The following is a 21,453-nucleotide window of genomic DNA, read 5'->3' on the forward strand; positions in this document are numbered from 1 at the left end:
CGGGAAGCGGAAATTGTGGAATTGCAGTTAGGGTGCACTGGTGCGATAGGCAAGCTCATGCAACCCGCCCGGCGGCCGCAGCCGCAAGCCCCTTATCGTCGCTTGCGCCTTGCGCGTTTGGCCGCCCCTTCCCTCATCGCGCTGGCCGCGTGCCCTGCCCTTGCGCAGGAAGCGCCGATGGCATCGCCACCCGGAGAGGAATCGTCGGTCGACGATGTGGTGCGGTTCGAAGCGGACAAGGTTCGCTATGACAGCAATAACGAAAAGGTCTTTGCCGACGGCAACGTGGTGCTGCGCCACGATACGCAGACGGTGCGCGCCGACAATGTGACGTGGGACCGGACCACCGGCCAGATCCTTGCCAATGGCAATATCCGATTTGTCGATGATGACGGGAACGTCGTCTACACCGATCAGGTCGAACTGACCGACGAGTTCAAGGCAGGCGCGATCGAGGATCTGCTGGTGGTGCTGCGCACGGGCGGCAGGCTGGCGGCGGAACGCGGCACGCGCGACGAATTCGGCAACATGACGCTGGAAAACGCCGCCTATTCTGGCTGCGCGGTGGAAGACGACAAGGGCTGCCCCAAAAAGCCGAGCTGGGAAGTGACGGCGGCGCGCGTCTATTTCGATGCGAAGGAAAAGCGCGTCAAATACAAGGGCGCGACGCTGCGGATGTTCGGCATTCCGGTGCTGCCGCTGCCGGGGCTTGGCCATACGTCGGACTTCCGCGCGGAAACCGGCCTGCTGATCCCCGACTTCCGGCTGGGCGCGGCCAACGGCGCGGAAATCAGCGAGACGTGGTACTGGCGCATTGCCGACAACCGCGATCTGGCGCTGACCGGCACGTTCTACACGGGATCGCTACCGATGCTGACGGGCAAGTACCGGCATCTGACGAACCTCGGCGCGTTTCAGATCACCGGCTATGCCACGCGATCGGGGCGCATTCCGCTCGGCACATCGTTGACCGAGACGACCGTGGGCCAACAACGCTGGCGCGGTTATATCGAGGCGAACGGCAAGCTGCAGTTCTCGCCCGAATGGAGCATTACCGGGCACGGGCGCCTGGCATCGGACCGCACGTTCCTGCGCCGCTATGATATCAGCCGCGATGACCGGCTGCGCTCCTCGCTCAATCTGGAGCGGATCGACGACGACAGCTATTTCTCGCTGGCAGGGTGGGTGACGCAGACGGTGCGGGTGAACGATCCGCAGGGCATGGTGCCGCTGGCGCTGCCGGTGGTCGACTATCGCCGCCGCCTGACGTTCGACGGCGTGCCCGGACGGTTCGAGTTGCAGGCAAACAGCCTCGCCATCGTGCGCACAGCGGGGCAGGACAGCCAGCGCGCCTTTGCCAAGGCGCAGTGGGATCTGCGCACGATCACCGGGATGGGTCAGGAAGTGACGCTGACCGGCCTTGCCCGCGCCGATGTCTATCATAGCGCCGAGAACGACCTGACCACGACGGCAGTCTATCGCGGACTGGCCGGGTGGCAGACGCGCGGCATCGCCACGGCCGCGGTGGACGTGAAGTGGCCGTTCGTGGGCGAGGTGTTCGGCGGCACGCAAGTGCTGACGCCGCGCGTGCAGGTTGTCGCCAGCCCCAACGTGCGCAATTTCGAGATTCCGAACGAGGATTCGCGCTCGGTCGATCTGGAAGATACCAACCTGTTCTCGCTCAACCGCTTTCCGGGCTATGACCGGATCGAGGACGGGGTGCGCTTTACCTATGGGTTCGACTGGACGTTCCAGCGGTCGGGGCTGAAGATCATGACCACGGTGGGGCAAAGCTATCGCCTGTCCAATCAGAACACGCTTCTGCCCGATGGCACCGGGCTGACGAACCGCGCGTCCGACTATGTGGGGCGCACAGTGGTGCGTTTTGACGATATCGTGAAGTTCACGCATCGCTTCCGGCTGGACAAGGACAGCCTTGCGCTGCGCCGCAACGAGTTCGACGCGACGGTGGGCGACCATCGCCGGTATGTGGAAGTGGGTTATCTGCGGCTCAACCGCGATATTGCCAGCACGTTCGAGGATCTGCAGGATCGCGAGGAACTCCGCTTTGCCGTGCGCACGCCGATCACGCGCGCGTTTTCCGTGTTCGGATCAGCCATCGTCAACCTGACCAACCGCGACGAAGACCCAACTCTGAGTTCCGATGGTTACCAGATGCTGCGGCACCGTCTGGGCGTGGCCTATACCGACGATTGCCTCGACCTGTCGTTCACCTGGCGGCGCGATTACGTGAACATCGGTGACGCTGTGCGCGGCAACTCGTTCCAGATTTCGCTCTCTCTCAAGAACCTCGGGGTGAAGTAGAGCCTGCTCTCTTGCCCTTTTGTGTCCGATGCGCCACTCAGCTTTGGTTAAGCCGCGCAAGGCCAGAAGCCGCAAAAGCCCGAGGCTGCCTCAGACGCGCCCGTTCGACAGGACCAGTATCCAAGCATGATGCCTAAGCTGACCATTACCCGCCAGACGCTCAAGCGCGCAGTCGGTGCTTCGTCGATGTCTCTGGCCGCCTTCGCGCTGACCGCCGCGCCTGTGCTGGCGCAAGGTGCCAATGCGCAGCTCAACATCCCCGAAAACCCGACGATGTTCGGCACGAACGATCCGAACGTGCGCCGCGCCACTGCGATCATCAATGGCGAAATCGTGACCGGGACCGATGTTGAGCAGCGGCTGGCGCTGATCGTATCGGCCAATGGCGGCAAGATCGATGCGGAAGAGAAGGAGCGCCTGCGGATGCAGGTGCTGCGCAACCTGATCGACGAAACACTGCAGATTCAGGAAGCGAAGGCTTCGGACGTACCTGCCGACGACGCACAGGTCGAAGCGACGTATGAGCGCGTGGCCACGCAGAACTTCGGACAATCGCCTGAGGCAATGGAAGCCTATCTCGCGCGTATCGGATCTTCCTCCGCCTCGCTCAAACGGCAGATCCGGGGCGAACTGGCATGGCAGAACCTGCTGCGTCGCAACGTGCAGCCTTTCGTCAACGTGTCGGAAGGCGAAGTGCAGGAAATGATCCAACGCCTGCAGGCATCCAAAGGCACCGACGAATATCGCATCGGCGAAATCTTCCTTGCCGCGACGGACGTGAACAAGGCGCAGGTCTTTGCCAACGCTGAAAAGATCGTCGAGCAACTGAAGCAGGGCGGCAGCTTCGTTGCCTATGCCCGCCAGTACTCCCAGGCCTCCACCGCTGCCGTTGGCGGCGATCTGGGCTGGATCAGGCTGGCACAGCTTCCTGCCGAGCTGGCGACCGCAGCGGGCACAATGGCACCGGGCCAACTGGCCGGGCCTGTCGAAATTCGCGGCGGCTTCTCGATCCTCTATCTGATCGACAAGCGTCAGGTGCTGACCGCCGACCCGCGCGATGCCTTGCTCAGCCTCAAGCAGATTTCGATCGAGTTCCCCAAGGGCACGACCAACGATCAGGCGACCAAACGCGCAGCCGAATTTGCCGCAACGGTAAAGGCAATCAAGGGCTGCGGCGATGCCGAAGCGCAAGCCGGAAAGATCGGGGCAACCGTCGTTGCCAACGATCAGATCAAGGCACGCGATCTGCCCGGCGCTTTGCAGGAAACTCTGCTGAACCTGCCTGTGGGCCAGACCACGCCCCCCTTCGGATCGATCGAGGAAGGCGTGCGCGTGCTGATGCTGTGCGGGCGCGACGATCCGCAAGTGGCGAGCGGTCCGAGCTTTGACGAGATGATGGCCCAGATCGAGGACGACCGCGTGAACAAGCGCGCGCAAACCTATCTGCGCGACCTTCGCCGCGATGCGGTTATCGAATACAATTGATGTTCTATCCGGCTGCGAGCAGGTCTGCCGCCGCCGGACCATCTTCCAGCAGTTCGATCAGTCCGCGTTCGTGGCGCGAAAGCCAGCGCGTGGCGCGTGGCAGAATCATCTCCTCGCGCCATTGCTCCTGCTGCGGGACCAGATTGAGCACGGCGGGATGGACATAGCTTTTGCGCGCAATTGCGGGGGTATTGCCAAGTTGGTCTGAAACATGGGTGAGCAATGCTTTCAACGGCACCTTGCCCTGCCCCGCCGCCAGCAGATCGAACGCCATCACGCTGGCGTGCCATGTGCGGAAATGCTTGGCGGTGAAATGCTCGCCCATCACTTCGCACAGCCAATCGTTCACATCGGCTGAGCCGACGGGCACCGCGCAGCCATCATCGGCCATATACTGGAACAGGTTCTGCCCCGGCAGATCCTGCATCTTGCGGACAAAACGGACCAATCCGCGATCGGTCACGCGCATCTCGCGCTCCTTGCCCGATTTGGCGCGGAAGCGCAGGCGCAGCACATGCCCATTCACCGCCGCATGGCGCATCCGCAGCGTGGTTGCGCCGAAGCTGCGGTTGCTGCGGGCATAGGCCTCATTCCCCACGCGAATGCCGCCGGTATCGAGCAGGCGCACCACGCTGGCGATGCAGCGTTCGCGCGACAGCGTGCGGCGCGCCAGTTCTTCATCCACGCGCGCCCGCACCAAGGGCAGGAGCCGACCGAACATCGCGCAGGAATCGAACTTTTCGCCTTCGCGCGCGGTGCGGAAATCCGGGTGATAGCGATATTGCTTGCGCCCTTTGGCATCGACGCCCGTGGCAAGGATGTGCCCGTTGGGTGCTGGACAGAACCACGCATCGACATAGGCCGGTGGCAGGGCAATGGCATTGAGCCGCGCAATTTCTGCCCGATCTGCAATGCGGGCGCCTTTCGCGTCGAAATAGGCCCAGCCCTTGCCACATCGCCGCCGCGTGACGCCGGGCAGACTGTCATCGACATGCACGAGTTTTGCGGCTTTGCTGTTCATGCAGCGACGAACGGGCCGAGGGGCCTTGCGGTTCCGCGCAGGGCGTCGCAATATAGTATGCAACACTAACAATTGTTCGAAGGAGCCAAGCGATGTCGGAAGAATACGTCCCCCCCAAGGTCTGGACCTGGGACAAGGCCAATGGCGGCGCCTTTGCCAGCGTAAACCGCCCCATTGCCGGGCCGACGAGCGAGCGTGAACTGCCGGTGGGCAAGCATCCGTTCCAGATCTATTCGCTGGGCACACCCAACGGCCAGAAGGCCACGATCATGCTGGAAGAACTGCTCCAGCTGGGCATCGCCGAGGCGGAATACGACGCCTGGCTTATCAAGATCTTCGAAGGCGATCAGTTCACCAGCGGCTTCGTGGACATCAACCCCAATTCCAAGATCCCGGCAATGGTCGACCGGTCTGGCGCCGAACCGTTCCGCGTGTTCGAATCGGGCGCGATCCTGATGCACCTTGCTGAAAAGTTCGGGGTTTTCCTGCCCTCGTCTGGCGCGGCGCGGGCAGAATGCCTGTCCTGGCTGTTCTGGCAGGTGGGTAGCGCACCGTTTGTCGGCGGCGGTTTCGGCCATTTCTACAACTATGCGCCGTTCAAGATCGAATATGCGATCGACCGCTATGCAATGGAAACCAAGCGCCTGTTCGACGTGGCCAATCGCCGTCTTGCGGACAGCCGTTTCCTTGCCGGTGACGACTATACCATTGCCGATATCGCCACCTACACCTGGTTCGGCAATCTCTATCGCGGTGAAGCCTATGGCGAAGCAGCCACCTTCCTTTCAATGCACGAATACGAACACGTGGGCCGCTGGGTGGGCGAGATCGACGCGCGGCCCGGCGTGCTGCGCGGACGGCTGGTGAACTCCAGCAAAGGCCTTGCCGAACGCCACGACGCCAGCGATTTCGATGCCCTGCCGCCCGAGGCGCTGAAAGGCATCGTCAAGGGATTTTGATCAATGCACAGGGGTGATGCAAAAGCACCGCGTCACCCCTTTTCATCCGCGCAAGCCACGCTATAAGCGCCCGCTCTGCTGGGGCGTCGCCAAGTGGTAAGGCACCGGTTTTTGGTACCGGCATTCGCAGGTTCGAATCCTGCCGCCCCAGCCAGCAGACGGTCAGTGCGACAGATAGCCCAGGATCAAAGCCTGTTGCGCAAATGCACCGTTTCCCACGCAGCGGTCATCATGGGCAGGGAGGCTGGACCACCATTCCGCCGCCGTCCACCGGCATCCCGCCGATGGCCAGTCCGCGCAATTTGGCGGGGCGGAATTCCACACGCTCGTTTTCTTCGCTGCGTCCGGCAGCTACGGGCTTGTCCTGTCCGAAGGTAACAAGAATCAAGCGCTTGCAGTCAATGCCATGCGCCTCGAACCACGCTGACAGCCGCTTTGCACGCGCTGCTCCCAGCGTGAGGTTTGCATCGCGGTCGGGCAGCATCGATGCGTTGGTTTCTATCCGCAGCAGTGAGATATAGCTCTTCTCGGCAAGGAACTGTGCGACTTGGGAAAGGCCTTCATCGCTTCCCTTGGCCAGAACATCGGTGCCGGATTCAAATCGGACCGGTGCAGGCAAGACCAGCGCGCCTGCCTCGATCCGCACCGCCGATTGGGCATGAACGGGTCCGCTTGCCAAAAGCAACATTGCAGCCGACGCAAGAGCAGCTCGCCAAATCATAGCCTGTCGTCATGCCCCCCATCGCGCCGTCGGGATACAATTCCCGAATGCACCTCGGCGGTCAACCCGACGCTTGGCAATGGTTTCAGAAAGCGGGTGCCTATTCCGGCATCGCGCCGTTTTCGGCTGCGAAGGCAAAGAAGCTGGCGCGCATACGTTCCGGGTCGGGGGTGCAGCCAGTAAAGATCGCGAAAGCATCAACCGCCTGATGCACAGCCATGCCACTGCCATCCAGCGTGCGGCAGCCCTTGCGCCGCGCTTCGGCAAGAAAGGCGGTTTCGAGCGGGAAATAGATGATGTCCGCAATCCAGTGGCGCGGCGCTATCGCATCGACGGCGATGGGCATTCCGGGCAACTTGGTCATGCCGACAGGGCTGGCGTTGAGAATGCCATCGGCGTGACGCGCGGCGGCGACCGGGTCGGTGGTGACGGCCAGCCTCTCGGCGCCAAAGCGGGCTGCGAGAGGGGCGCGCAGCGCCTCTACGCGGGCAGGGTCGGGATCGAACAGGACGATCTGCTCGGCATCAAGCAGCCCCAGCAGGGCGTGAGCGGTGGCAGATCCCGCTCCGCCGCAGCCGAGTTGGAGCACCTTGCCGGGGGCAGTGCCGCCAAAGCCTCGCTGAAAACCGGCGGCAAAGCCGGTGACATCGGTGTTGTGCCCGATGCGTTTGCCATCCGCGAAAGCGATCGTGTTGACCGCGCCGATCCCCGCAGCGGCATCGGAAAGGCCGTCCAGAAAGGGGATGACCGCCTGCTTGAACGGATAGGTGACGTTCAGGCCTGCAAAGCCAAGCCGCTGTGTGGCGGCAACGATCTCTTCCAGATCGCTGTCGGCCCAGCCGCGATCGGTGAAATCGAACAGCGAATAGACCATCCGCAGCCCGTGCGCTTCGGCTTCCTGTTCCTGCAACCAGGGCGTGCGTGATTCCAGTATGCCCCGCCCCAGCAGACCCGCCAGAATGCGGCCTGCGCGAATGGGATTTGAACGTAAGGCGGGGGTCAAGAGCAGTGGCCTATCCGGTGAAAAGGTCTGCCCCGGCGCGAAACCGGGGCAGACAAGGGTGGATCATCAGAACTTGGTGCGGAAGCCGACCGACACCACGCGGAGCAACGGATTGCCCGCGAAGGTATCGAAGCCCTGCACCGCGTTATAGAACGGCGGCTTTGTGTTGAACACGTTCTGCACGTCGACATAGACCTGCGATTCCGCCATCGACTTGGGCAAATCCCACGCAAGGTGGAAATCAACCGTGGTCAGCGCCTTGACCGGATCGCCGCCCTCGCCAGTGGGCACGCCGCCGACCGAGACGACCGGATTGATCGCCGTGGCCGACCAGTTGCGATAGCCGCCGGTGTGGTTGAAGAAGACCGTGGCCGAAACCGGACCGTAGGTCACGCCCACATCGCCGCGCAGATCAAGCCGAACCGACGGGAACGTGCCGTTGAAGCCGGTGGTGTTCAGCACCGAGAAGGTCGTGCCGCCGCCGAAGTTCTGGTCGAACCGGGTCTTGAGCGACATCGCCGCGCCGAGCGTGAAGCTGCCCCAATCCGTGCCACGGCTGAACCGGGCATCGGCGTCGATGCCTTCGACCTCAAGGTTCAGGATGTTCCGCTGGCGGAAGTCGAAAACGTAGTAGGTCGTGTTGGGGATGGACGTGGTTAGCGGACGGGTGCCCACGATGCTGGCGATCTGCGCCGGAGTGGCTCCGGTGGGATAGATCGTCAGCAGGTTCTGCAACCCTGCGATGTTCACCGCCGAGCCGGGCAGCGGAGCGGTGACGCCCCCGGTGAACTCGTTATGCCAGAACGTGGCGGAGAGGCGCAGGCCAGGCGCAAACGTGGGCGTGAAATCTACGCCGAACGACCAGCTGGTGCCACGCTGCGGGACGAGTTCGTTATTGCCGCCATTGATCTGCAAGCCCTGAATGGAGGGCGTGCCGATGGTGCACGTGGTGGCATTGCACGAGACGCCCGGTATGCTGGTCACGCCCGGATAGGCTGCGATCGGCACGGCAAGGTTGGCCGGGCCGCCTGCAATGCTGGTTTCCGCCGTGGTGCCACGACCATCCGCGCCGAAGCTGGTGAGCGCCGGTGCCACGAACGACTTCGACCAGTTGCCGCGAATTTTCAGCCCTTCGACCACTTCCCAGTTGGCCGCTATCTTGGGGTTGGTGGTGGAGCCGAAGTCCGAATAATCGTCAACGCGACCGGCAAAGTTGATATCGAACGCATGAACCAGCGGCACGTCCATATCGGGAGAGACGAGCGGAAGCAGGATTTCCGCGTAAGCCGCCTTCACGTTGCGATCGTAATCGAGGTTGATGGTCGACGATCCAGTGCTGGCCGGGCCAATGCCCAGCGGCTGCGAAACGTTCTGGCGGATCGTGTAGGCAATATATTCGCCGCCCAGCGCCAGCTTGGCAGCGCCGCCCGGCAGGGCAAACAGATCACCCCCAAGCTGCAGGCGATAGTTCTGCATGGTCTGGCGGGTGTGACGATAGGTGGTCGTATCGGTCAGGCGCGCGCGCACCGCTGCCGAAGTGCGGTTGGCCGCGCCGGTGTTCCACACATCGAGCGCGTTGGCAGTGGTCAGCGGAAGCTGGGTCACGATCAGGCCGGTCGCGGGGACCGAAAGCGTGGTCAGGCTGCCCGACTGGTTGGTGGTGCCGTTGAGCGCGAGCAGCGCTGCCGAAATGTTGAGGCGGCCCGTATCGCGCACGAAGCTGTTTGATGCGCCAACGGTGGCACCGGCGGTCACGCTCCAGGAATCGGAGAGCTTGTAGTCGGCCTTGGCGTTAACGAAGTAATGCTCTTCACCGGATTCGATCTGGGCACCGGGGCCAAACAGTTCGTCACCCGAAAAGCGCACCTGCTGCGTGGTCGAGGTCTGCCCCGGCATGGCGACATAGAACGGGTTGATCTGGCCTGCGCCCACCGAAGTGTTGCCCGGTCCGAACACTGTTGCCAGCACTGCACCGCCACCGAAGCCCGCCGTGCCGCGCGAAACGCGCTGCAGGTTGTTGCGGTTGGAATAGAGCACATCGGCGTTCACGGTCAGCCGGTCGCCCACTTCCTGCTCAGCCTTGACCAGCAGATTGTGGCGACGTTCGCGCGGGATCTGATCGACGTTCTGGTTAATATCGCAGAACGCATTGGCAGCCGCGTTCGAAACCGGGTTGCCATAGGTTCCCGTAGCCGCGTTGTAACGGAAGATAGACGTGGTGCCGCCGGGCTGGACCGAAGCGGGATCGCAGTTGAACGAGGCAAGGTTCGCGCGGTTCTGCGCCGTGGTGGTGGACAGGTCCAAGCCTGCGTCAATCGCGTGCTGGCGGTGATCGGAAGCGAGGAAATCGCGGTCCGCCACGCGCAGGGCATCACGATCAGAATAGTTGTAACCGGCGGTCAGCCAGCCGGAATCCCAGCTATGGCCGACAACGACGCCAAGCTGGCGGGTGCGGTAATCGTCGGCAAAGCCCATCTGCCCGTTGACCTGCACGCCATCGAACCGGCGGCGTGTGATAAAGTTGATCACGCCTGCAACCGCATCCGAGCCATAGACCGACGAGGCACCTTCGGGCAGCACTTCGACGCGCTCGATCATGTTCGGCGGAACCATGTTGGGATCGCCCAGCGCATGGTTCACACCCGAAAGCGGGATGCGGTGCCCGTCAATGATATTGAGCGTGGAGTTGGACGCCGAAGCGCCGAGGCCGTGAATGGTCGGCGCATTGGTGCCCGACTGGCTGGCCGAACCGAACGATCCCTGCCCCGCGCTGCCAAGGCCGACCACGGCCGGAACCGAGCGCAGAATCTGCTGCACCGACTGGGCGTTGGTCTTTTCGATGGATTCGGAAGTGACGCTGATCAGGTTCGAGCCGACCGGAGCCACGCCCTTGATGCTGGAGCCGGTGACGACGATCTGCTCATTCGTCGGGCCATTTTCTTCAGCCTGCGCATCTTGCGGCGCAGCCGACTGGGCGACAGCGGCGCTGGCAAAGCTGAGCGAAAGTGCGAGCGCGGAACTGCACGCCGCAAGGCGATACTTCATCATGATAATCCCCTCCCTGTTTGTTCGGTGGAATTGCGCTCCGGGAAAGAGCGAATCCGTTGTCGATATCGTTATGTGAACTAGTTAGTACATGTCAATGCCAGATGATGCCGCATTCGCGCCACCACACCTTCTGGTCGCGCACTTGGCGTGTGATCAGTCGATGGTCACGCGCTCTACCGGGCCGAGCAGGAACAGGTAGGCCAAGGCCCCGACGATGCCCAAAGCGCCGATATAGGCCAGCGCGCCATAGAAACTGCCTGTCGCGCCGACCACAAATCCGACCACCAATGGGGTGACTATCCCGGCAAGGTTGGTGAAGAAATTGAACAGGCCGCCGGTCAGTCCCATCATCTCCTTTGGCGCGACATCGGACAGCAAGGTCCAGCCCAATCCGGCAAGGCCTTGGCCGAAGAACGCCACAGACATGATGGCAATCACCGCCGCGTTGCTTTCAAGGAAGTTGGCAGAGATCATCGACGCGCAGAGCAGCAGACCGACAATGATCGGAGCCTTGCGACCGATGCTGGGCGAACCGGTGCGCTTGATCAGCCAATCCGAAACGATCCCGCCGACCATCACGCCCACCGACGCACCAAGATAAGGCAGGGAGACCATGAAACCGGACTTGATGAAGTCCATCCCCCGTTCCTCTGCCAGATAGCTGGGAAACCAGGTGAGAAAGAAGACCAGGGTGGAATTGCTGCAGAACTGGCCGATTGAGGCCCCCGCGATCTGCCGCGTGGTCACGAGACGACGAACCCGCGCCCACGAGAACGGCAGGCTGGGCGCACCGGCAGAGAACCCGCCGCCCGCAGCGATCAGATCACGCTCGGCCTGATTGGCTTTCGGACTTTCGTTGGGTTCACGGTAGAGGGCGTGAAAGATGAAGGCGAAGATGACGCCCATCCCGCCGACGATCCAGAACAGCGAACGCCAACCGAACTCGCCCATGATCCACGCCAGCACGGGGATAAGGAAGCCAAGACCGATATATTCTCCCACGGTATATACGCCGGTGGCCTTTGCCCGCTCCTGCTGCGGAAACCATGTGGACAGCACGCGAGAGTTGGCCGGGAAGCACGGCGCTTCAGCAATGCCCAACGCAAGGCGTGCTGATACCAGCCCGGCCACGCTGGTCATGAAGCCGTGGATTGCGGTGGCCAGCGACCACAGGCCCAACGACAGGGCATAGGTCAGACGGGTGCCCAGTTTGTCGATCACGAAGCCACCGGGAATCTGCGCCAGCGCATAAGTCCACGAAAAGGCCGAGAAGATCAGCCCCATGACTTCGGGCGAGATCTGCAGTTCGGCAACGAGTGCGGGCTTGGCCACGCCCATGACCGAACGATCGAGATAATTGATCAACGTTGCCGTGCTGATCAGGATGAGGATGCCGAAGCGGGCACGTGTCGGTTTCATGCGCTGCGCTCCAGCCGCCAGATCAGATGCTGGACAGCCAGCGGATAGCCATGAACGCCCAGGCCGGACACGATCCCCGTTACCACCTGCGTCATGATCGAGCGTGAACGCCACTCCGCTTCGCGCCGGTGAATATTGGAGATATGCACTTCGACCACCGGGCAATCGACCAGCTTGAGCGCATCGAGCACCGGATAGGCCGCATACGTGAAAGCCGCCGGATTGATGACAATCCCTGCCAACCCTTTGCGGCCCTGCTGAAGCCAGTCGACCATTTCATGTTCGGCGTTGGTCTGGCGGAAATCGATATCGTAGCCCGCCGCCGTGGCCGCATCGCGGCACATCGCCTCGACATCGGCGAGCGTATCGTGGCCGTAGATCTGCGGTTCGCGTTCGCCCAGCAGGTTCAGGTTTGGCCCGTTGAGGACCAGTATCGTCTTTCCCATCGCTCCCCCGGAAGCTCTTTGTTGGCCTGATGGCCTTAGCCCCTTGTAACCAAAGCTTGTAGCGAAGGGAACCTTTATGTACGAACTAGTCCATAAAATTAATTGGGAGACTCTTCGTGCCGCCACGCCACCTGATAATCGGGCTTGCGCTGCTTTCGGGAAGCGCGCTTGCCGCGCCGCCAAAATCCGCCGACGGCGATTGGGCGACATACGGGCGTGACAAGGGCGGCCAGCGCCACTCTCCGCTGCGCCAGATTACCCCGGCCAATGTCACCGCGCTAAGGCCTGCATGGGTCTATCACATGCGGCCCGAAGCATCGGCGTCCTCAACAGATGCCAATGCCAATGCCAATGCCGATGCGCAGCGCATTGCCGAAGGCGTGGCCGCCTCGCCGCCAGCCACCACAACTGCCCCTCCTCGCGCCGTGCGCAACCGCTTTGCCGGATCGCAGGTGACGCCATTGGTAGTGGGCGGGCGCATGTTCGTCAGCACGCCCTATGGCCGGGTCGTGGCGCTTGATCCCACCACGGGCAAGGAACTTTGGGCCACCGCGATTGCAGGGCCGGGCCAACCCAGCCTGCGCGGTGTCGAATACTGGCCGGGCGATGGCACATTGCCGCCGCGTATCGTGTTCGGCACGCGCGATGGCCGCCTGATCGCGCTTGATGCCGCCACGGGGCGTTTTTCCGAAGGGTTTGGTAGTGGCGGCATCGTCGACATGAAGACGCCGGAAGTGATGCAAGGAGCGGAAACCCGCTTCTATGGCATGACCAGCCCGCCAATCGTTTTCGGCAATCTGGTGATCGCAGGATCGGCTGTTCAGGAATTTCCGCCGCAAGGCGCGGCGGGCGATGTGCGGGCGTGGGACGTGCGCACGGGCAAGCTGGTGTGGACGTTCCATTCGGTCCCGCGCAAGGGTGAACGCGGGTATGAAACATGGCAGGCGGGCAGTGCGGAGCGCCGGTCAGGCGTCAACGCCTGGGGCTTCCTCACTGTCGATCAGGCGCGCGGCATTGTTTACATGCCATTCGGCGCTCCGGCTTTCGATCGCTATGGCGGGGATCGCAAGGGCGACAATCTCTATGGCACATCACTGGTTGCAGCAGATGCGCGCACGGGCAAGTACCTCTGGCATTTTCAGGTGGTGCGCCACGATATCTGGGACAACGACCTGCAGGCCCCGCCGCTGCTGTTCGACTGGACGGGCAGGAATGGTCGCAAGCGCCCGGCGGTTGCCGTGGTATCGAAAAACGGGCTGCTCTTCGTGCTCGACCGGGTAACCGGCAAACCGCTGCTGCCCGTGGCGGAAAAGCCGGTGCCGCCAAGCGCTGTGCCCGGTGAACAGGCTTCGCCCACGCAACCCATCCCGCTTGCCACACCGCCACTGGCGCGGACCACGTTTGCGATGGCCGACATTGCGGATCTGACGCCCGAACTGCAAAAAGGCTGCACTGATTGGATCACTAAACATGCAATGAAACCCGGTGCGCTTTACGTGCCGGTCGGGTTCAACGAGGCGACGATTTCCTTCCCCGGCCTTCAGGGCGGCGCGAACTGGGGCGGCGCAGCTTTTGACCCGGCGCGCGGCCTGCTGCTGGTCAACACCAGCGACCTTGGACAGGTTACTGCGCTGGTCCCGTCGAAAGGTGCGCTGCCCTATGAGCGCGGCCCTGTGGGCGGGCGGTTCAAGCTGGAAGGCACTCGCCTGCTCTGTCAGGCCCCGCCGTGGGGACGGCTCAGCGCCGTAGACGTGAAGACCGGCGCGATAAAGTGGCAGGTGCCTCTGGGTGTGACCGACGAACTGCCCGATGCGGTCAAGCACACCGGACGGCCCAATATCGGCGGCGCGATCACCACCGCTACCGGCCTCACCTTCATCGGCGCGACCGACGATTCGCGCTTCCGAGCGTATGAAACTGCCACGGGCAAGCTGCTGTGGGAGACACGGCTTGAAGCCGCCGCGCACGCCACACCGATGACTTATGCCGATGCGCAGGGACGGCAGATGGTGGCGATCACCGCCACTGGCGGCTCTTTCCTGGACAGCCCGCTCGCATCCGACACGATCACCGCCTTTGCCCTGCCGGAGACTGCCCGATGATCCGCCGCACTTTTGCCACGCTTGCCTTTGCGGGAATGCTGATGGGCCAGACGACTGCGCCCGCTCCACAAGCCGAGCGCAAGCCACCGCCCGGCTATCAGGACGCTTATGCGGGCAAGAAGCGGTTGCTGATCGTGGCCGACCTTTCAACCGGCAACCAGTCTGCGCACATGGCCGTGAGCCATGCGGTTTCGGTAATCGAACAGTTGGGGCGCGAATCCGGTGCCTATGTGGCTTTCATCCGCACCGATACCGATTGGGTGACCAAGGGCGAAACGTGGGGCGAGGGCAACTACGCCAAGGGCGGGCGAAGCCAGGCGCGGGGCAAGAACCTCGACTATTTCGACGCGGTGCTGTTCTACACCAACGGCGAAACCGCGATGACGCCCGAACAGAAGCAGGATCTCCTCGATTTCATCGCCAAGGACGGCAACGGCTTCATCGGCATTCACACCGCGTCGGCCACGGCCTATTCATGGCCCGAATACGGCGAGATGCTGGGCGGCGTGTTCGACAACCATCCGTGGATGATCACCGATGCCAAAGTCATTGTCGAACGGCCCGATTTTCCGGCAATGAAGACATGGAAGACCGGCATGGTCTTTCGCGACGAACACTACCAGATGCGTCCCGCGCCCTACACGCGCGACAGGATAGATGTGCTGGCCCGGATCGATACATCGAGCGTCGATCTGAAAGCCCCGATGGTCCACCGCACCGATGGCGATTTCCCGGTCGCATGGATCAAATCCTACGGCGCGGGCCGCGTGTTCTATTCCGGCCTCGGCCACACCGACGCCTCGTGGGACGATCCGCGCGTGCGATCCATGACGCTGGAAGCCATCAAGTGGGCTATCAACGGCGGACAGACGCCCCGCCCCCACCAGATAACGCTCAAGAAATAGCGCTTATTCCTTTGCCGGGCCGTAGTTGCGGACAAGGTAATCGACGATCACGTCGTAATCCTTGTCCTCAACCGCCGCCCCACGCCCGATCATCTGGTCCACGGTCTGCGCCCACGCTTCGGCATTCAGCTTCTTGCCGGTAATCAGCGTGGGTGAATGGCACGCACCACAGGCCGCTGCCGTCGCCTCGCGCCCCAGCCCCGGTGCAAAAGCCGCAAGCACCTGATCGGGATCGGCCAGCGGTTCGGCCATAGCGCCATCCTGCGCAGGCGACGGCGCCGCTTCGATCAGCAAGGCGAAGGCCAGCGGTAGCGCGGCCAGAAAAGGCAGGCGCTTCACTTGGCGCGGTCCAAATGCTTGTGCAGGAAATCGAAGCTGGCGTTCACGGCCTTGAGCGTCGCCTCGCGCGTTTCGGCAGGCGTCTTTCCCATGAAACTGTGGTCAACACCGGGAATATAAAGCGCCTCCACCGGCACACCTGCCGCTTTCATTCGCGCTTCTAGCAGCCGTGATTGCGTGACCGGGACCACCTTGTCCTCTGTTCCGTGGATCAGCAGGGTGGGTGGGTCGGAGCGGTCGAGATAGGTTGTCGGGCTGACCAGAGCCAGCTTGTCGGGCGAGCAGGTGCCATCGCAGCCCAGCAGCGTCTCTATAGCGCCGTCGCGCCCGGTGGGACGCTCTGCGGCCAGCGCGGTTGCATCGTAGACGCCATACCACCCGACGAACGCCTGCACGCATTCGCTGCCAGCAGGTGCGTTGTTGTTCTCGGGATCAAGACGCGCGTCGCCACACGAAAGCGAGAGCAATCCAGCAAGGTGTGCGCCTGCCGATCCCCCGATAGCGCCCGTGCGCGAAGGGTCGATGCCGAACCGCGCCGCGTTGGCTTTCAAGAAACGCAGCGCCGAACGCACGTCCTGCGCCTGAGCCGGGAAACGCGCTTCGCGCCCGTGGCGATATTCGATAGAGGCGACGACGAAGCCTTCTGCCGCCAGTTTGGCAAAGAGCGCCGGAAGATCGGCGATCGCGCCGAAGTGGCGGCTGTCGCTGTTCATCCATCCACCGCCGTGGACGTAAAGCACCAGCGGCTTTGGCCCTGCATCCTTCGGCGGCATATAGAGATCGAGCGTCAACCGCCGCCAACCGGAAATCGCGGCATAGCGCACGTCAGCTTGCGACGTTACGCCATCGTGCCAGGTTTTCACCGCGCCGGGATCAATATCGTCGGAAAGGGGATGGTCTGCCACCGCAAAGGTCCGCTGCGCTTCAGCCCCGGTCGTCAGCCCGAAAAGTCCGATGGCGCAGACGGCTGCGACCGCCTTTAGCTTTGTGTGCATATCCTGCTCCGCATTATATTTTGCGAACCAGTTCGTACACAAATGTAGGCGCGCGCGCAAGCGAGCGCAGGCCGTTGGCTCAGCCCTTCACCACCCAGCTCAGCACGCACGAAATGATCTGTTCACGCCGCCGCGCCCGCACGACGGGATCGGCAAAATCGACGCCGAAGTTGTGCAGAAAGGTATGGCGGTTGGACACGCTATAAAAGCTCAGCGCGCTGATCATCGAATGCAGGTCCACCGGATCGATCCCGTTCCGGAACGCGCCTGCTTTCGCTCCCTTTTCAAGAATAGCTCCCAGCGATTCGATCACCGTGCGGTTGCGCTGCTTCATGCTTGCAATCTGCGCGATGTGTTCACCATGATGGACGTTCTCGTTCATCACCAGTCTAACGAAATCGGGATTTTCGAAGTGATAGTCGAAGTTGTGCCCGATGATCGCGCGCAGTGCTTCTGCTGGTGGCAGGTTCTCGAAATGGGCGTCCTGTTCCTGCGCGCGGATGCGTTCATATGCGCGCTCAAGCACGGCGCGATACAGTTCGTCCTTGCCGCCGAAATAGTAGTAGATCATCCGCTTTGACGATGCGGTCTTGTCCGCAATCTCGTCGATACGCGCACCCGCCAAACCTTTGTCGGCAAATTCACGCGTGGCAACCAACAGGATGTTGTCCTTGGTTTCCGCAGCCTCGCGCGCCCGTTTGCCGGCTTTTTTCATCCCTTCGGCCAATGCCGCACCCCTTTCGATCACGGCTCCTCTATGGCTGATCCTGCGCTTTGCGCAATAGCCGCCACGGGTCGCGTGATCGGCCGGTCAGGGCACCGGGTCGATACGATAGCGCGATTGGGCGGCAAGGCGGATCGGCGCATTGGCTGCGCCATACCCCTCATATCCGGCCCGCTCCACGAATTCGAAAAAGAAGCTCTTGTTGAAAGCGCGACTGTAGAACTGGCGGTAGCGATGGCCCGCCGCATCCTCGTCCACCAGAATATCAAGCTGGCGCATCTGCCCACTCTCTTCTGCCGAGAGGCCAAAGCGGGCTGCAGCATCATCCTGATAATTCGTCGGAATAGGCAGGCACGCCATACCCCTTCCCCGCACATCCTGCGCCAACGCCGCAAGATCGGTTGTGCAAAAGGCAATATGCTGGAAGCCGGCCCCAAACGTCTGGCTAAGGAACCGCGATGTCAGCGCATCGCGTGCATCGGTTGCATTCATTGTCAGGCGGAATGTGCCTGCCCGGTTCTGGATCGCCTGACTCACGACCAGCCCATTGGGATCGATCACGTCCTGCGCATCCTGCACCTGCACATCGAACAGGGCACGCCAATAAAGCTGCCACGACAGGAATTCATCATTGTGCACGACCACCGCCAGATGATCGAAACCGTCGATCCTGCCGCTTGCAAGTTCTTCTGCCACAACCGGCGCAGGATCGAGCGCAAATTCGCTCTCCCAGATCGCATCGGCGCTGCCCTGATCCAGCAGGTAAACCAGACTGCCGCCCACGCCACGAATTGCGGGCATCGATGGAATATCGCTGGCTTCCGGTGTCCCGCCAAGTGCTTGCGCGCGGCGAATGGCCAGAGCGCTGTCGGCCACCGAAAGGCCGATGGCGCAAAGCGAACTGCCATGTGTCAGCCGATAAGAGCGCGCAAAACCCTCTTCTTCAAAATTCAGGACAAGATTGGTCACACCGCTGCGCCAAAGTTCAACGTCCTTTGTCCGGTGCCTGCCAGCGCGCGCAAAACCCATTTCGGCAACGACGCTTTCCATCGCTGTGCGATCGTCCGGGGCTACCGCGAATTCCACAAACTCCAGGCCCAGAATCTCGGCCTTGGCAGGCATAGCCGTCTCCTGCCCAAGATTCCGCGCAGCCGCATCGCGCAGTGCGTCCAGCGAACGCACGCCATCGCGCGCCACAAGGGCAGCGGACGTGGACCGGAAACGGTCGTTGAAAATCTCCAGGCTCAGCGGCCCTGCATACCCGATGCGGAAGAGTTCGGTAACGAAGCCTTCCACGTCCAGCCCGCCCTGCCCCGGCAAATTGCGGAAATGGCGGCTCCAATACAGCCTGTTCATATCCAGCACGGGCGCATCTGCCAGTTGGACATAAACGATCTTCGCCGGATCGATATCGCGGATCGATTCCACCGGAATGGCGCGGGCGAGCGAGTGGAAACTATCCAGCAGAATACCGAAATTCGGGTGATCCACCTCGCGCACGATATCCCACGCCACACGATGATCCCAGACATGCGCTGCCCAGGCGAGTGCCTCATACCCGACGAGCATTCCCCGGCTCTGCGCAAGTTCGCCCACATCACGCAGATCCGCCACGATCCTCGGTCGGTCCCCCGATGCCGCCGGTGAACAGTTTGTGCACATCAACAACCGGTCGCAACCCAGTTCGGCCATAACATCGAACTTCTGCTTCAACCGGTCGAAAGCGCGCGCGCGCAGCGGTTCGGGCATCCCTTCAAGATCGCGGAAAGGCTGATAGAGCGAACAGGTCAGCCCAAGGTCCGCAATCAGCGCCCGCGTCTCGCGCGCGGAAAGCGGCGAGGCGAGAAAATCGACATCAAATATCTCGATTTCGTCGAACCCGGCAGCGGCGGCTGCACGGATTTTCTCTTCAAGCGTCCCGCTGAGCGAAACGGAGGCAATCGCGTTTTTCACCGAGAACTCCTGTTGCAGAGACACATGGCTCAAGTTCAATCGCGCGGCGTGGTTGGTCGGGGCGCGTTCGTGGCTGCGGGCTTATGCGCGGCCAGCCATGTCTGACCGGTGGTGTTGAACGCTTTCTTCTCTACCGTATCACCAAGCCAGAGCAGGCTGTCGTTCTTGACGCTCCACGGCTTCCACGGCATGGCAACCGTGTCCGGGCTTCCCGTTTCGGCCATCGCGATCAGCGCCGTCATCATGCGATTGGACAGGGTACGATCCCAGTCCGTCCACTGTCGCGTCGGACGAATTGCATTGTACTTGTCCTGCGTGCCGAACCAGTATGGGATATCCGCCGTGTGATAGGCTCCCACCGTGGTCGTATCCTGATCGGCCAACTTCACCCCTGCCACATAGGGGTGGCGACGCGCATATTCGTTGATCCACACCGGCACGCCCTTCGCCGCAAGATCACTGGCGCAAGTGCGGGCATTCGCGGCAAAGCCGGAATCCTGCGCAGCACGGCGCGCAGTTGCAGGCACATCTGCATCAGTCTTTGCAGGGTAAAGTTTCAGGAATGCAGCAGCGTCCGCGCCGAACAACTGGTTCGCCGCCGCATTGTAGTCTGCCACGGTTCGCGCTGCGGTCAGTGCCGAAAAGCCGAACGCCATGTCGTCCTCGTTGAAGCCGGCCATAACCGGCACTTTCGCAAAGTTGCCCGATGCCACCGCCTCGACGGCCTGTTGCGGCAGGACTTTGCCGTCCACAATCGGCCCGGAAATGCGGACACCCGAAACGGCAAGGCCAAGCTGGCTTTCCGATTGCGCCGCCAGAATGCGGTCAGCTGGAATGTTGCGCATCGCGGCAAGGCTTTTTGCGCCGAGCCGCTCCTGAAGGGCCAGACCCAACTTTTCAGCGTCGGGCAAAGTCATCTTCGTACCTCTCAGGCTGCACCCGCTCGACATCACAGCCGCACGAAACAGCCCGCGTGCGGCAGGCGACTGCACTTGCGCCGCCACAGATCCCGCCCCTGCAGACTGCCCCATGATCAGCATTTTTTCGGGATCGCCGCCGAAAGCAGCGATGTTGTCATGCACCCATTTAAGCGCGAGCGTCTGGTCCATCAGACCGTAATTGCCCGACGCGCCGCCCTGCTCAGCCGTAAGCTCCGGGTGCGCAAGAAAGCCCAGCGCCCCTACGCGATAATTGAAATTCACGAAGATCGCGCCCGCACGCGCCACGGCCTCGCCATCGTAATTTGCCATGCCGGACGAACCTATGGTGAAACCACCGCCATAGATGAACACGATCACCGGTCGCTTCGCACCGACAGCAGTGCCTGCAGGTGCCCAGATGTTCATAGTCAGACAGTCTTCGCCTGTCGCCTCTTCGCCAAAATAGTGGTTGATATCATGGGGGCGAAGTACCTGAATGCAGGCCGCGCCTTTGCGGTCAGCATTGTACACCCCACTCCAGATAGAAGGCTGGGGCACTGCCCAGCGCAATTCGCCGACCGGTGGCTTCGCAAATGGAACGCCTAACCACGCCTGCACGCCCGAAGACAAAGCCGTCCCCGCAATTCTCCCGCTACTGGTCACGATCGGCGCAGAAGGCAGAGGCTGCATAGACTTGTCGGCTTCTGCGCTGGACGCAGGAACAGCCAGGGGCACAATTGCCAGCAGTCCAACAAGCATACGCTTCATACCAATCTCCCGTGCCGTGGCCGGTCCATCACGCCAGCCTCTCGAACAATCAGGAGCTTACTCATCCAGTCCCGGAAAGCAAGTTCATGAACCATCTAGTTCATACATTATCTAGCTGTAGGAAATGAGCCCTGCATTATGAAGGGAGTCTCGAACCTTTTTGTGGCGCGCATACGAGGCAGTCATTGCCACTGGCGGCGTGAGCCACGCACGTCGACGCCGCCCTTGGGGGGCGGCGCTGGAGGGGTTGTTATGCTGTTGATTTTGGTTGCGGGGGCAGGATTTGAACCTGCGACCTTCAGGTTATGAGCCTGACGAGC

16 protein-coding genes and 1 tRNA gene are annotated in these 21,453 nt (G+C 62.0%); 6 read left to right on the forward strand and 11 right to left on the reverse strand.

The annotated features are described in order from the left end of the window. Window positions 1-57: 57 nt before the first annotated feature. Entirely contained in the window at window positions 58-2,325 is a 2,268-nt protein-coding gene (locus ACOVQ0_RS12345) for an LPS-assembly protein LptD (RefSeq protein ID WP_421884871.1), read from the forward strand. A 129-nt stretch (window positions 2,326-2,454) separates the two neighbouring features. Continuing rightward, window positions 2,455-3,810: a peptidylprolyl isomerase gene (locus tag ACOVQ0_RS12350; protein ID WP_421884901.1), complete on the forward strand. Its 1,356-nt coding sequence runs from the start codon at window positions 2,455-2,457 to the stop codon at window positions 3,808-3,810. Window positions 3,811-3,814: 4 nt separating this feature from the next. Here the strand turns inward: ACOVQ0_RS12350 and ACOVQ0_RS12355 are convergent, their stop codons facing one another. Continuing rightward, window positions 3,815-4,831: a DNA topoisomerase IB gene (locus ACOVQ0_RS12355; protein WP_421884873.1), complete on the reverse strand. Its 1,017-nt coding sequence runs from the start codon at window positions 4,829-4,831 to the stop codon at window positions 3,815-3,817. A 92-nt stretch (window positions 4,832-4,923) separates the two neighbouring features. On the opposite strand from ACOVQ0_RS12355, the gene yghU reads away from it, so the two are divergent. Both yghU and ACOVQ0_RS12365 read left to right on the forward strand, forming a co-directional pair. Continuing rightward, window positions 4,924-5,790 carry a glutathione-dependent disulfide-bond oxidoreductase gene (gene yghU / locus ACOVQ0_RS12360; RefSeq protein ID WP_421884875.1) on the forward strand — a complete coding sequence of 289 codons (867 nt, stop codon included), beginning with the start codon at window positions 4,924-4,926 and terminating at the stop codon, window positions 5,788-5,790. Between the two features lie 79 nt (window positions 5,791-5,869). Continuing rightward, window positions 5,870-5,944, forward strand: a tRNA-Gln gene (locus tag ACOVQ0_RS12365). A 75-nt stretch (window positions 5,945-6,019) separates the two neighbouring features. On the opposite strand, the gene ACOVQ0_RS12370 is transcribed toward ACOVQ0_RS12365, so the two are convergent. The 5 genes from ACOVQ0_RS12370 to ACOVQ0_RS12390 all read right to left on the reverse strand — a co-directional run bounded on the left by ACOVQ0_RS12370 (window position 6,020) and on the right by ACOVQ0_RS12390 (window position 12,427). After that, complete coding sequence (locus ACOVQ0_RS12370; RefSeq protein ID WP_421884877.1) at window positions 6,020-6,469, reverse strand: OmpA family protein; 450 nt, start codon at window positions 6,467-6,469, stop codon at window positions 6,020-6,022. A gap of 142 nt (window positions 6,470-6,611) precedes the next feature. Further along, window positions 6,612-7,514: a shikimate dehydrogenase gene (locus ACOVQ0_RS12375; protein ID WP_421884879.1), complete on the reverse strand. Its 903-nt coding sequence runs from the start codon at window positions 7,512-7,514 to the stop codon at window positions 6,612-6,614. Between the two features lie 66 nt (window positions 7,515-7,580). Further along, complete coding sequence (locus ACOVQ0_RS12380) at window positions 7,581-10,562, reverse strand: TonB-dependent receptor domain-containing protein (RefSeq protein WP_421884881.1); 2,982 nt, start codon at window positions 10,560-10,562, stop codon at window positions 7,581-7,583. Window positions 10,563-10,715: 153 nt separating this feature from the next. Next, complete coding sequence (locus ACOVQ0_RS12385; protein ID WP_421884883.1) at window positions 10,716-11,981, reverse strand: MFS transporter; 1,266 nt, start codon at window positions 11,979-11,981, stop codon at window positions 10,716-10,718. Then, window positions 11,978-12,427 (reverse strand): type II 3-dehydroquinate dehydratase, encoded by a 450-nt coding sequence (locus tag ACOVQ0_RS12390; RefSeq protein ID WP_421884885.1) that lies wholly within the window; start codon window positions 12,425-12,427, stop codon window positions 11,978-11,980. Before ACOVQ0_RS12390 ends, ACOVQ0_RS12385 begins: the two co-directional genes overlap by 4 nt. 116 nt (window positions 12,428-12,543) lie before the next feature. Here ACOVQ0_RS12390 and ACOVQ0_RS12395 point away from each other — a divergent pair, with 116 nt between their 5' ends. Beyond that, window positions 12,544-14,529 carry a pyrroloquinoline quinone-dependent dehydrogenase gene (locus ACOVQ0_RS12395; RefSeq protein WP_421884887.1) on the forward strand — a complete coding sequence of 662 codons (1,986 nt, stop codon included), beginning with the start codon at window positions 12,544-12,546 and terminating at the stop codon, window positions 14,527-14,529. After that, a complete protein-coding gene (locus ACOVQ0_RS12400) occupies window positions 14,526-15,434 on the forward strand; it encodes a ThuA domain-containing protein (protein WP_421884889.1) in 909 nt (302 codons plus the stop codon). Before ACOVQ0_RS12395 ends, ACOVQ0_RS12400 begins: the two co-directional genes overlap by 4 nt. 3 nt (window positions 15,435-15,437) lie before the next feature. On the opposite strand, the gene ACOVQ0_RS12405 is transcribed toward ACOVQ0_RS12400, so the two are convergent. From ACOVQ0_RS12405 to ACOVQ0_RS12425, 5 genes are all read right to left on the reverse strand, one after another. Then, complete coding sequence (locus tag ACOVQ0_RS12405) at window positions 15,438-15,773, reverse strand: hypothetical protein (RefSeq protein ID WP_421884891.1); 336 nt, start codon at window positions 15,771-15,773, stop codon at window positions 15,438-15,440. Continuing rightward, complete coding sequence (locus ACOVQ0_RS12410) at window positions 15,770-16,768, reverse strand: alpha/beta fold hydrolase (protein ID WP_421884893.1); 999 nt, start codon at window positions 16,766-16,768, stop codon at window positions 15,770-15,772. The genes ACOVQ0_RS12405 and ACOVQ0_RS12410 overlap by 4 nt, the downstream gene beginning before the upstream one ends. A gap of 79 nt (window positions 16,769-16,847) precedes the next feature. Next, on the reverse strand, window positions 16,848-17,516 hold the full coding sequence (locus tag ACOVQ0_RS12415) for a TetR family transcriptional regulator (RefSeq protein WP_421884895.1): 669 nt from the start codon (window positions 17,514-17,516) through the stop codon (window positions 16,848-16,850). 63 nt (window positions 17,517-17,579) lie between these two features. Continuing rightward, entirely contained in the window at window positions 17,580-19,445 is a 1,866-nt protein-coding gene (locus ACOVQ0_RS12420; protein ID WP_421884897.1) for a bifunctional sugar phosphate isomerase/epimerase/4-hydroxyphenylpyruvate dioxygenase family protein, read from the reverse strand. 35 nt (window positions 19,446-19,480) lie between these two features. After that, complete coding sequence (locus ACOVQ0_RS12425; RefSeq protein ID WP_421884899.1) at window positions 19,481-21,133, reverse strand: carboxylesterase/lipase family protein; 1,653 nt, start codon at window positions 21,131-21,133, stop codon at window positions 19,481-19,483. Window positions 21,134-21,453 lie beyond the last annotated feature (320 nt).

The organism is Novosphingobium sp. (assembly GCF_049240505.1).
In the GTDB taxonomy this organism is placed as follows: Bacteria; Pseudomonadota; Alphaproteobacteria; order Sphingomonadales; family Sphingomonadaceae; genus Novosphingobium.